Here is a 12470-nt window from a genome sequence, read left to right as displayed (position 1 = left end):
CAAAAACTTTAAACAAATGGTCTGAAACCCAGGTTATCCTTTTATTGAAGAAAAAAAACGTTACACACTCTACAACTATAGGTATGATCATGTATCAAAACATAAAGCTGGCGATCGCGGCGGCTGGTACCCTGTTAGGTTTCGCCACACTCCTACCTGGTAGTGGTGCTATCGATGATGTTAACTATGCCGTCCCCGAACCTCTCACCATTTTGGGTTCCGGTATGGCGCTAGGATTTGGGGCTTTGTTTAAGAAACAGCAATCGAAAAAACAAAAGAAAAATTAGTTGAAAAGCCAATATAGTCAACTCGCCATCTGGTTTTGGAGTCAGTCAAATATAAATTGAGGTAGGTTGGGTCGAGGTACGAGACCCAACAAACGCTAGCTGGAACCTGTTGGGTTTCACTTCGTTCAACCCAACCTACCAAAGTCATACCAAATCCGGGGAACGCTACCCCCGTTATAACCCAGTCCGCGCAGGCGGACGCAAGTTTGTGTAGCAGCGATTTCAATCGCCGTGGCTTTGTTTGTGTAGCAGCGATTTTAATCGCCATGGCGGGGGTTATTAAACAATGAACAATCAATAGCGAATACGGGGGTCAATTAAGGCATTGATAATATCAATCGCAATACTCGCTATCACCACAATCGCCCCAAAAAACACCATAATTCCCTGCACTGTCGGGTAATCTCGTAACTGAATCGCTTCATATAATCGATTGGCTAATCCGGGCCAAGAAAAGGTCACTTCTGTTAACACCGCACCCCCTAGCAACGATGCAAACGTAAGTCCCATTACCGTAATCACCGGAATCAACGCATTTTTTAACGCATGATGCAGCAGAATCGTCCGTTCCTGAATCCCTCTAGCGCGTGCGGCTTCCACATAATCAGACTTCAGCGTTTGCTTGAGATTCACCCGGACAATACGCTCAAAAATTCCACTTAGGAGAATTCCTAAGGTTAACGAAGGTAGCGTTAAATAATATAACGCGGTTAAAAATTGGTTGAAATTACCGTTCAACAGACTATCAACCGTATACAGTCCAGTGAATCCTGTGGGCGGAGTTACTGATGCCGGAAATCGTCCACCCAGGGGAAACCATCCTAACTGTACGGCAAAGATTAATTGTACAATCATTCCTGCCCAAAATATCGGTAAGGCATAGGTAATAATCCCGAATAGTCGTCCCCCTAAATCAAAAACAGTACCCGGACGAGAGGCGGAAAAAATACCCACACTAATTCCTACCGTTATGGCGACAATCATACTACATACCGCTACTTCTGCCGTCGCGGGAAAATATTGCTGAATCACTTGCCAAACCTCTCGTCCTTGGTCACTAATTGAACTGCCTAAATCCAGGCGGAGTAAACTGGATAAATAATTCACATACTGTACGGGTAGCGGTTGATTTAATCCCAACCGTTCCCGAAATTCGGCTTTTACACTTTCAGGCGCACGATTACCAATGACCGCATCAATGGGATCTCCTGGCGTAGCGCGGAGGAGTAAAAATACGATAGTAACAATCGTCCACATCATTAACGGTGCCAGAAGCAACCGGGCGATGACATAGTAGAGTAAAGCACGAGAACGAGACATCCGAATTCAAATTATGGCGAGTAGGATTAATACAGGTTTATCGTTGGGTGCATGTTAAACCCAACATCCACAACCTGTAGGGGCGCAAAGCTTTGCGCCCATAAAATTGACAAATCTAATCCACAATTGTAGTTGTGTTACACAGTAGGGGTCTTCCGTACTTAGTGTGCTAAACTAACGGAACAGGTATCCAAAAAATAAAGGGGGATTTCTTAAGCGGATTTGATATCAACGTTCAATACGCTCAAGTTCTTCACGCACAACTTTGCGTAAGGTGTCCTCCAAAGATTGGCGGTTTTGCTGAATATGCTGGCGTAAGGCTTCATTAATCAAGGTTTGGTAGTTTCCTCCACCTGCATTATGAACTTGCTCACGAAACCACGCGAGAATTTCATTATCTAGCCGGATTGTGATGCGGGTTTTGCCTAATGATGTTGGGTCAATCGCACCCCGTTTTCCTTGACTAAAGTCATATTCTGCATCCATGACGATTATCCCTCCTCATACTGCTGTCGTTCTTGCCGAGTTGCTTTTCGGGCAGAAATAATCCGAATCTGATCATCCCGCAGCGTGTAGACAACTACCAATATTCTGCCAAAAGCATCCATCCCAATTGTGACGAATCGTTCTTCATCAAACCGCTCGTCTAGAATGGAAATTGCCAGAGCATCCGAGAAAACAGATACTGCATCAGCAAAGTCGATGCCATGTTTACGAAGATTGGCTGTTGCCTTGTCCCGATTCCACTGGTAAACCATCTCAATTATAATATGCACATCTGTACATAACCGTCTGAACCAGTTTATCCGGTCGAAATCACGGCGCTAAGATGACAGGCTTAAGCGCTTTTATCAACTTGCCAAAACGAGACACCAATAATTGGGTTAATTTCCACGTTCTGCAAGCTGTCTTGAGCAAAGGCAAATTCTTTTTTCTGCAATAAGGGAACCAGGGGAACATCTTGAGCAATTAGATCTTGAATTTGCCCAAAGAGTTCTTGTCGCGCCTGGGGATCTTGTTCCTTTCGTTGAGCCTCAATGAGTTGGTTCATTTTCTCACTGTAATAGAAGAAACCTTGACTTTGACTCGCTCCTTCCTGACATCCGGTTTCTGCTGATCCTTTCGTACAACTGAAAAAGGGACTGATGTAATTATCTGCATCGCCAAAATCCGGAAACCAAGCCACTAAATAGCTGGGATAAATGCCTTTGGGGATATTGGCAAAGAGGGTAGTGGATTCAACGGGTTGCGGTTGAACTTGCATCAAACCCTCCATTTTTTGCTCGGCATATTCTTTGAGAAGCGTAACAATTTGTTGGCGCTGCGGGCTATCTGAACTATACCAAATTTCCAATACAAACGGATTTTCAGCAGAAAACCCTGCCTCGGTTAAACGTTCTTTTGCCTTTTCCACATTACCATCCCCATACGGTTGCTTAAATACGGGTTGACTGGTGGCAAAGGTGTCGGGAATAATACTGTAAGCGGGTTCCGCTTGACCCCGATAGACGCGATCAATGATTAACTGACGATCCACTAACGCCGCGATCGCTTGTCGGACTTCTACTTGGTCTAAGGGTTTCTGCTTGACATTTAGCACCATATAGTCTACGCGACTGCTGGGCTTTTCTAGTACCTGATACCCTTTCGATTCAGCATCCTCTTTGAGACTGAGAATTTGATCGGCACCTAAGTCACGATAGGCAATATCAACCGCACCTGTGGTAAAGGAATTATACAAGTTAGCGGGACTGCTGAGAAACTGAAAGTCAATCCCTTGATTGGGTGGTTTTTCTCCCCAATAGTCCTCAAATACATCCACTTTGACTAAATTTGGCTCAAAGGAAACCAGTTTATAGGGACCTGTTCCCACAAAATCATTGGGTTTAAATTTGCCTTGCCCAATTTCATAGGCTTGGGGCGAAACTGCACTTAATCCAGGAAAGGCTAGTAGGTAAGGGAAGGGAGCAAAGGCATTTTTTAGTTTAATTGTGAGTTCGTATTCCCCTGTGGCTTCTACGGATTCCATGATGTTAGAAAGTAGGGCGGAAGGTTTACCCCCATTTTCACTAAACCGCCTCAAGGAAAATGCCATGGCGTCTGCGTTAAAAGGTGTGCCATCATGGAATGTAACGCCCTGACGCACAGGAATCGTGTAGGTTAACCCATCATCACTGACTTGCGGGAGTTCTGTCGCCAGTTGCGGGATAAGCGTATCTGTATCCCCCTCGTAGGTATAGAGGCGATCGCCTAAGCTGGTAATAATATCGCTAATCGCCACTTCATAGGCATCAGCGGGGTCAAGGGTTCGGGGTTTGGCAACAGAACCTACAGCGATGCGTTCAGGGCTACTGATGCTAGTGACTGAACTTGCAGCATTATCGGTGGGTGTATTTTGCCCACCACAACTAATAATCAGGATACAACAGCAGCAGAATAAACCGAGAAATTGGATGATTTGCCGTTTCTGACGAGATAAGGGAAATTTCATAATGTAAGTAGGTGGACACAATTAAAGTTAACGGTTGAGATTAGGGAACAGGGAACAGGGAACAGGGAACAGTAAGGGTTTGAGGACGATTTACAACACTTTCCGGAGCGAGCCACCGATACAGGCGATCGCGATTTGCCGAGTTGGAGTATCAAAAGCCCAGTTGACTAAAGGTTGCCATACATCCGTTGCAGCTAATACGTCGAATAATTTTTGTTTTATTTTAATCATTCAACTATTGCCATCCGTTCGATATTTAAGTCAAGATCGTAATTATATGTGATGGAAGGGTTTAATCCGATGACCATTTCTGCGGATACAGTATTTTCAAATTTACAGAACATTGACCAAGTTGATCCGGTAACCAGTGCTATCTACCGAGAACAAGCCCAAGAGGTATTGGCTACGCCATCGATCACGCTGAAACTGCGAGCTGCGATCGCGGATCGACTCAACCGCGCTAATAACGATTTAGCGCTGCATACCGTAGGCAGCGAAGATAGTTACTAGTGGACTGACACAGCTAAAATAGGGTTTTGTTTGTAGTAAGCACAAAGAGTGCTATAACGCTTAGCTGGAGAGGGCTGAAGCCCTCACTACGAACCAATTCTAATTGAGCTAAACCATCTAAGCCACGATTCAGCTTGAGTTGAGCTACAGTAAGGAATAGAGAACGATTCGCCATAGCAATCAGGGGACTACTCATGTTAATTTTGATTGCTCATCCTAAATGTGGCAAAAGCTCAAGCAGCATATTTCTACATGGCAAGGGGTATTGATAACTGCCCCCACTGTCGCCGGATTGGTGATCGCTACGGCTTGGACGGGTTCGTTTCAGCTTCTCGAATGGGCAACACTCGACCAATTTTTTCAGCAGCGTCCTCAAGAATCGGTTGACCCCCGGATTCTGGTGGTAACCATTGATGAGTCTGATATTACTCAGATCGGGACGTGGCCCATTCCTGATACTGTCTTAGCCCAGTTACTTAGAAAAATAAACGCCCAACAGCCGAGGGCGATTGGCTTGGATTTGTATCGTGATTTGCCAGTCGAACCGGGTCATCAGGAATTAGTTGAGGTATTTAAGTCTACACCAAATCTGATTGGTGTGGAAAAAGTTGTCGGAGAGACAGTTGCACCATCGCCAACCCTAAAACAACTGGATCAAGTGGCGATGGCTGATTTAGTCTTGGATGCGGATGGCAAAGTTCGTCGCGGATTGCTGTCTGTGCAACTAGACGATGAGTCCATCTACTTGGGATTAGGGGTAAAGCTGGCATTAATGTATCTAGAAGCCGAAGGGATTACCCCCCAAATGACGGATGAAGCCAAGAGTCATTTGCAGTTGGGTAAGGTGGAATTTGTGCCATTAACAGGGAATGAGGGGGGCTATGTTAATGCTGATGTGGGTGGCTATCAGATCCTATTAAACTATCGCGGACCCAGAGAGAACTTCCAAACTGTATCTATTGCGGATATTTTAGAGAACCGGATATCAGCGGATTTGATGCGCGATCGCATTGTTCTCATTGGCGCTACCGGACAAAGTGCCAATGACTTATTCTTTACACCTTATAGTCAAAATACCATCGGTTCTCGTCAGCAAACACCGGGCGTGATTATTCATGCCAATATCGCCAGTCAGATTATTAGTGGGGCGATGGCGGGACGCCCTTTAATTAAGGCGATTGATGGACGCCCTTTGATTCCCTTCATTGATCGGATCAACCAACTATCTTGGCTAACCATTTGGATTGATCCAGTCGAGTGGTTATGGATTATCCTCTGGTCTTTTATTGGTGCGGGAGGAAGTTGGAAACTCCAACAAGCGAACCAGTTCGCGGATAGAATTTTTCCCCGATGGGTGGTTGTCGGTTTCGGCATGTTCTTCATGAGTAGTATTCTGGTGGTTGGCAGTTATGGGGCGTTTCTTGTCAACTGGTGGTTACCCGTGGTTTCCCCCCTGGCGGCATTAATCGGATCATCAATGGCGATCGCACTGTACCAAACCTGGGAATTGCAGCGCTACAATGCTGACTTAGAGATTTTACTCGAAACCACGACAGCTCATTCCGATGCGATTGAGGAGGAGTTACATCAACAAGCCGAAGAAGCCGCACGGGAAAGTGAACGCCGCTTAGCCCAATTTTTGGAAGCGGTTCCGGTTGGGGTAGCGGTATTAGATGCAACCGGAAAAACCTATTACCTGAATCAACGGGCGCAACAGTTAATCGGTAAAGGTGTGGTTCCGGATACCTTTGCTGAACAATTTGCTGAGGTCTATCAATTTTATATTGCTAGGACTGAACAACTCTACCCGGCGGAATTATTGCCCGTGGTGCAAGCGTTAATGGGAGAAAGTGCCACGGCTGATGACATTGAAATTCACCAGGGCGATCAGATTATTCCGATTGAAGCTTGGGGTATCCCAATTTTTGATGAAGGGGGCAAAGTCACCTTTGCGATCGCGGCGTTTCAAGATATTACTGAACGCAAAAAAGCTGAGGTTGAACGCAAGAATTTCACGGCTCAACTGCTGCAACTGAATCGAGCCTATGAACGTTTTGTCCCAGAAAACTTTCTGCAATTGCTGGATAAGAAAAGTATTGTCGATGTCGAACTAGGCGAGGCGGTGCAGAAGGAAATGTCGATTCTATTTTCGGATATTCGTGCCTTCACCACTCTCTCGGAACGGATGAGCTTAGAGGATAATTTTAAATTCATCAACGCCTATCTGTCGCGCATGGAACCTGCGATTGTCGAACATCATGGCTTTATTGATAAATATATCGGTGATGCGATTATGGCGCTATTTAATGGTAGTGCTGATGACGCAGTTCGTGCCGGAATTGATATGTTAAATCGGTTGACTGACTATAATAAAACCCGGCAACGCCCCAGTCGCCCCCCGATTCAGATTGGGATTGGGATTAATACAGGTTCGCTGATGCTGGGAACCGTTGGCGGACATAATCGTATGGATGGTACTGTGATTAGTGATGCGGTTAATTTGGCAGCTCGTTTAGAACAGCTTACGAAAGAATATGGGGTATCCTTATTAATTTCTCATCACACGTTTTTACAGCTAAATCATCCGGTTGAATATGCCTTTCGGATTATCGGTCAAGTCCAGGTTAAAGGAAAACGGGAAATGGTCTCGGTTTTTGAGATATTTGAGGCAGATCCACCGGAACTTCGCTCGGCAAAGTTAATGACCAAGCCTGATTTTGAGAAGGCTTTATTTCTGTATAGTAATCGTTTATTTAAAGAAGCTGCCCAAATTTTTCAAGAGTGTTTACAGATTAATCCCGTTGATCAAGTGGCTCAAATTTATTTAGACCTCTGTCAGAAACAAGGGGACGATGACAATTTACCCTCTACAACCTAACACTGCCGCCATCAAAAGACTTATTTAACAAGCTAGAGTTAGTCTATAGCAACATTTTCTGTAAAGTATTTTAGCAACAATTCATCAATAATATTCTCCTTATGCAAGAAATCTCTTAAATATTTTTCCATCTTTGTATCCTCTAATATAGCTTGACTAAAATCAGTCTTATGGACTTTGCAGTCAAGCAAAGAGGCTTGGGAAAGGTTAGCTCCACTCAGGTTAGCATAGCAGAGGTCAGCATAGCGAAGGTCAGCATGACGCAAGTCGGCTCCCGTTAGATCGGCATCACGCAAATTAGCTCCAACTAAGGATGTAGAATAAAAAGATGCCCCAATCAGTTTTGTCTTTCTCAGTTGTGCCCAATTAAGGTATGCTTGAGAAAAATTTGCTGCACTTAGATCACTTTCACCGAAGTCAAGTTGACCGAGGAATGCACTACTGAGGTTAACCCCAGAGAATTTTCCTCGAAAGATTGCTTGAGTGAGATCTGGTTGGATGAGAGGATTTTGGGAGCGCCAACAATTCCAAACGTCAGTACCTTGCCGTAAAATGCTTACATGGCTTTTATCTGGCATGATTAAAAAAACAATGATTTTTGATAAAATAATAATCGCATTATAAAAGTAGGGTAATTTACTTGTTTGGGAATTAATAAATCTTATTTTTAATAACTAGGACACCATCAACAAGCTAGCGCTTGGGATCGTCGAAATCCTTGATATACCGTAGGATGGCTACTACCCATTAGCCTGAAGCTGTTCGGCATTTAACACCTTAATGTCAATAATGACAAAATTCTCGTAGTGCGAGCTTGCACTAAATTATTAACAGGGTCAACAATTTGAGGGTTTTACTTGTATGAATTTCGTTTTTCCCGTTCTGGGACTTCTACTAGGACTCTTCGCGATCGCGATCCTACTCTATCTCGTCACGGGTCGCCGCTATCAATCCTCTGAATCGGTGGTCAATTCCTACGACCAATGGACAGAAGATGGTATTTTGGAGTTTTACTGGGGTGAACATATCCACTTAGGGCATTATGGCTCACCGCCTCAAGCCAAGGATTTTCTAGCCGCAAAATCAGATTTTGTGCATGAAATGGTGCGTTGGGGAGGACTCGATAAATTACCCCCAGGAACGACTGTTTTAGATGTGGGGTGTGGCATCGGCGGAAGCAGTCGCATTTTAGCACGGGATTACGGGTTTGCCGTAACCGGAATTAGCATCAGTCCCCAACAAATAAAACGCGCTCAGGAGTTAACGCCAAAGGACTTAGATGCGACGTTTTTAGTCAATGATGCCATGGCAATGTCTTTCCCAGATGCCAGTTTTGATGTGGTTTGGTCAATTGAAGTGGGTCCACATATTCCCGATAAAGCTCTTTTTGCCAAAGAATTAATGCGGGTACTCAAGCCTGGTGGTATTCTGGTTGTTGCTGACTGGAATCAACGGGATGATCGCCAGAAACCACTTAATTTTTGGGAACGTCCGGTGATGCAGCAACTCTTGGATCAGTGGTCTCATCCAGCGTTTTCCAGTATTGAAGGCTTTTCGGAACGGTTGCAGGAAACCGGACTGGTTGAGGGCAGTGTAAAAACCGCAGATTGGACAGACGAAACGCTTCCGTCTTGGCTTGATACTATCTGGCAAGGCATCATTCGACCACAGGGATGGCTACAGTTTGGTCTATCAGGTTTCATCAAGTCTGTGCGAGAAGTTCCGACCATTTTATTAATGCGGCTAGCCTTCGGTTCTGGGCTTTGTCGATTTGGCATGTTTCGCGCTATTCGAGCCAATTCTCCAGCCAATTTAACCGAAACGGTCTCAACTCAAGCTGTGACAACAGAACGGTGACAAAATGGGGGGAGCGGAGGGTTAATCCCTCCGACACTCGGCTCCACCGTTTAGACGGGTGGGGAACTGGAGCGAAATAAATTAAAGTAACTGACTAAACCTTGAGTCAGCTTGTAAGGTTTTGAGTACCTGCTTAATCTCTTGGGTGCGGTCTTTTTTCACAATTAATGTCACCCCACCATCGCGCACAACCACCACATCGTCTAAGCCAATCGTCACAATCACCTCATCCTGGTCACTGCTATAAAGAATCGCCCCTTGGGTATCTTTCCCCAGATGAGTCGCCAGTTCCACATTCGCCGCCTCTCCCTTGTGCAACCGTTCTAAGGCATTCCAATCTCCCAAATCATCCCAGCCAAACGTAGTCGGGAGAACATAAGCCAGTTGGGTTTTTTCCATTAAGGCATAATCAATACTGGTTTTAGGTAGTTTAGAATAAGCAGCAATCCCTTGTTTTTGCAATGGATTGATAATATCAGCCGCATAGGTGTTTAGTTCCGCTAAGACGACGCCAGCCCGGAAAATAAACATTCCCCCATTCCAGCTAAATTTGCCCGTCGCCAGAAATGTCTCGGCTGTGTCTCGGTCTGGCTTTTCTGTAAATCGAGCAACCCGATAAACCGATAAGTCATTAAACGTTCCGGCGGGTTCTCCTTGTTCGATATAACCGTAACCTGTAGAGGGATAGTCCGGCGCAATTCCCAGGGTAACAATTGCCGCTTCAGTCGCCGCTAACTGAGTCGCCGCCTCAATCGTCTGTTGAAACGCCTGCTGGTCTGCAATCCAATGGTCTGCTGGAAAAAAGCCGATCACCGCATCTTCTCCATAGTGACGCGCAATTTCTAACGTCGCCCACGCCACAGCAGGTGCCGTATCCCGCCCTTCGGGTTCGGCTAATATATGCTCGTCATCGAGTTGGGGTAACTGTTCTCGCACCCCATCAGCTAATTGAGCCGATGTGATCACCCAGACATGGGTTGAATCTCCCGCTAATGGACTGAGACGGTCAGCGGTGGTCTGTAAAAGACTCTTGCCACTACCATCTAAACTTAAGAACTGCTTGGGTCGATGCTTGCGGCTGAGGGGCCAAAACCGTTCACCTTTGCCCCCGGCTAAAATTACGGGTATTAATTGACTCATTGTCCGTGCTATTCTAATTGTCTGCTACATCCTAGCCTGGGAGAGCAGAGGTGCGGAGGGAGCTGGGGGAGCTGGGGAAGCTGGGGGAGCCAATGTAGAGACGTGCCATGGCACGTCTGGGAACTGGGGGAGTGAGCTGGTAACGCTATAATCCAGCAATAGATTCGGTGAACGTCAAAGAATCTCAGAACAGTTGGTGTGTGGTGAGGATAAAACAACGTGTCGAATAGTTCCCAAACTAGCTGGGGTTTTCAAGTCTCCCATCCTGAAGATTATACGCGATCGCATGGTGACCCTGATGTCGCTGAAAATGATACTGGAGGTTCCCCGCCTCCCCCACCGCCAGAGGGTGATGACGGAGAGTCCCATTCCGATGATCATTCAAATCAATCCAGTGGTGGTCGTTATATGCGCTGGTTTCTGTGGAGTGCGGCGTTTATCTTAACCGCTACAGTATCGGCTACCTTGGGCGCAACGGTTGCCCTAATTACCCCTCTGTCCCCCTTAATCGTGCCGCAAAATTTTGTCCCTGGCGCGAAAGAAAATTCCTGGCGACAAGCGTTTCGCTATGATTTAGCCCGACCCGTCAACATCCTGGTCATGGGAATTGACCGCCTTTCCGATAATGACAAAAACTCGTCCGACGTTTTCAGTGGTCGCAGTGATACGATGCTACTGTTACGCCTCGACCCGACAGAAGAGTCCGTGACGATGCTTTCCATTCCTCGGGATACCCAAGTGGAACTTCCGGAAGTAGGACTTGCCAAAATCAATGATGCCAATGTGGAAGGGGGTGCAGCGTTAGCCGCACGGGTGGTGAGTCGTACTCTGAATGATGCACCCGTTGATCGCTATGTGCGGGTGACTACGGATGCGTTTCGGGAATTGGTAGACCTGGTGGGGGGAGTTGAAGTGTTTGTTCCCTATCCGATGCAGTATGAGGATGTCACCCAGGATTTGTACATTGATTTAGAACCGGGATGGCAAATCTTAAATGGAGACCAAGCCGAACAGTTTGCTCGATTTCGTAAAGACGGCTACGGCGACATTGGTCGAGTTCAGCGCCAACAAACGCTACTCAAGGCGCTGCGTCAACGGTTGCTCAGTCCCAAGGTGCTACCGCGTTTACCCCAAATCATTCGGGTGATGCAGCAATATATTGATACCAATCTCAGTTTAGAAGAAATGCTGGCGCTGGTGGGCTTTGGCTTAGATTTAGACAAAGATGATTTTCAGATGGTACTTTTGCCCGGTCGCTTCAGCAATCCAGAGGAATATGTTGCCAGCTATTGGATTATGGATTCTGCCGGACGCGATCGCGTTATGCAACAATACTTTCAGCAAACCCTTGACTGGAGTTCATCGGAGATTCGGCGTTCTCCCCAACGGTTGCGAATTGCGATTCAAAACGCCACAGATGACCCGCAATTAGCTCACAAAGTTGCTCGATATTTGGCGAAAAACGACTTCTATAATGTCTACATCATACAGGATTGGCCCGATCAGGTACGCGAAACTCAGATTATTGTGCAACAAGGCGATTTGAAAGCAGCAACCACCTTGAAAAGGGTTTTGCAACTCGGTCACGTCGAAGCCTCTTCCACAGGCGATATTGAATCCGATTTAACCATTCGTGTCGGTGAGGATTGGTTGATTCGGCACCCAGAAGCGGAGGAATAATGCTGGGGGAGCAGGGGGAGCTGGGGGAGCTGGGAGAGCTGGGGAAGATGGGGGAGTGTCAATAGAAAAGAGTTTTCTAGGTAGGGGCGGGTTTCACTACTATCGTTTTTTGCCGACCCTAATGTCATTAAACCCGCCCTGTCTAAATGATGAATTCCTAGATAAATAACAAATGACCAATGACCAATGACCAATGACCAATGACCAATGACCAATGACCAATGACCAATGACCAATGACCAATGACCAATGACCAATGACCAATGACCAATGACCAATGACCAATGACCAATGACCAATGACCAAT

13 protein-coding genes are annotated in these 12470 nt (G+C 46.0%); 5 read left to right on the top strand and 8 right to left on the bottom strand.

All coding sequences use genetic code 11. The features are described from left to right. The first annotated feature begins 89 nt into the window (after nt 1-89). Nucleotides 90-287: a PEP-CTERM sorting domain-containing protein gene (locus RIE73_RS36590; protein WP_446405840.1), complete on the top strand. Its 198-nt coding sequence runs from the start codon at nt 90-92 to the stop codon at nt 285-287. 294 nt (nt 288-581) lie between these two features. Here RIE73_RS36590 and RIE73_RS36585 read toward each other — a convergent pair whose 3' ends face one another. The 5 genes from RIE73_RS36585 to RIE73_RS36565 form a co-directional block, all read right to left on the bottom strand. After that, nucleotides 582-1607, bottom strand: a complete 1026-nt coding sequence (locus RIE73_RS36585) for an ABC transporter permease (protein WP_446405839.1) — start codon at nt 1605-1607, stop codon at nt 582-584. A 228-nt stretch (nt 1608-1835) separates the two neighbouring features. Then, nucleotides 1836-2093, bottom strand: coding sequence for a BrnA antitoxin family protein (locus tag RIE73_RS36580; RefSeq protein WP_446393833.1), 258 nt, complete (start codon nt 2091-2093; stop codon nt 1836-1838). Between the two features lie 5 nt (nt 2094-2098). Further along, nucleotides 2099-2365 (bottom strand): BrnT family toxin, encoded by a 267-nt coding sequence (locus tag RIE73_RS36575; RefSeq protein WP_446405858.1) that lies wholly within the window; start codon nt 2363-2365, stop codon nt 2099-2101. 80 nt (nt 2366-2445) lie between these two features. Then, the gene (locus RIE73_RS36570; protein WP_446405838.1) at nt 2446-4098 is read right to left on the bottom strand and encodes an ABC transporter substrate-binding protein; all 1653 of its coding nucleotides are present in this window, start codon (nt 4096-4098) and stop codon (nt 2446-2448) included. A gap of 90 nt (nt 4099-4188) precedes the next feature. Next, nucleotides 4189-4329, bottom strand: coding sequence for a hypothetical protein (locus RIE73_RS36565; protein ID WP_446405837.1), 141 nt, complete (start codon nt 4327-4329; stop codon nt 4189-4191). Nucleotides 4330-4398: 69 nt separating this feature from the next. Between RIE73_RS36565 and RIE73_RS36560 the strand changes: the two genes are divergently transcribed. After that, nucleotides 4399-4608 carry a hypothetical protein gene (locus RIE73_RS36560; RefSeq protein WP_446405836.1) on the top strand — a complete coding sequence of 70 codons (210 nt, stop codon included), beginning with the start codon at nt 4399-4401 and terminating at the stop codon, nt 4606-4608. Nucleotides 4609-4621: 13 nt separating this feature from the next. On the opposite strand, the gene RIE73_RS36555 is transcribed toward RIE73_RS36560, so the two are convergent. Continuing rightward, nucleotides 4622-4804, bottom strand: a complete 183-nt coding sequence (locus tag RIE73_RS36555) for a hypothetical protein (protein WP_446405835.1) — start codon at nt 4802-4804, stop codon at nt 4622-4624. Nucleotides 4805-4828: 24 nt separating this feature from the next. On the opposite strand from RIE73_RS36555, the gene RIE73_RS36550 reads away from it, so the two are divergent. After that, on the top strand, nt 4829-7486 hold the full coding sequence (locus RIE73_RS36550) for a CHASE2 domain-containing protein (RefSeq protein ID WP_446405834.1): 2658 nt from the start codon (nt 4829-4831) through the stop codon (nt 7484-7486). A 38-nt stretch (nt 7487-7524) separates the two neighbouring features. On the opposite strand, the gene RIE73_RS36545 is transcribed toward RIE73_RS36550, so the two are convergent. Next, nucleotides 7525-8064: a pentapeptide repeat-containing protein gene (locus RIE73_RS36545; RefSeq protein ID WP_446405833.1), complete on the bottom strand. Its 540-nt coding sequence runs from the start codon at nt 8062-8064 to the stop codon at nt 7525-7527. Nucleotides 8065-8347: 283 nt separating this feature from the next. On the opposite strand from RIE73_RS36545, the gene RIE73_RS36540 reads away from it, so the two are divergent. Next, nucleotides 8348-9343 (top strand): methyltransferase domain-containing protein, encoded by a 996-nt coding sequence (locus tag RIE73_RS36540; protein ID WP_446405832.1) that lies wholly within the window; start codon nt 8348-8350, stop codon nt 9341-9343. A gap of 81 nt (nt 9344-9424) precedes the next feature. Here the strand turns inward: RIE73_RS36540 and RIE73_RS36535 are convergent, their stop codons facing one another. Further along, on the bottom strand, nt 9425-10483 hold the full coding sequence (locus RIE73_RS36535; RefSeq protein WP_446405831.1) for a mannose-1-phosphate guanylyltransferase: 1059 nt from the start codon (nt 10481-10483) through the stop codon (nt 9425-9427). Nucleotides 10484-10702: 219 nt separating this feature from the next. Here RIE73_RS36535 and RIE73_RS36530 point away from each other — a divergent pair, with 219 nt between their 5' ends. Beyond that, entirely contained in the window at nt 10703-12163 is a 1461-nt protein-coding gene (locus RIE73_RS36530; protein WP_446405830.1) for an LCP family protein, read from the top strand. Nucleotides 12164-12470 lie beyond the last annotated feature (307 nt).

It is taken from the genome of Coleofasciculus sp. C1-SOL-03, from assembly GCF_040220555.1.
GTDB lineage: Bacteria > Cyanobacteriota > Cyanobacteriia > Cyanobacteriales > Coleofasciculaceae > Coleofasciculus.
The sequence above is the reverse complement of the archived record's forward strand: the minus strand, read 5'-3'. Positions and strand labels throughout refer to the sequence as shown.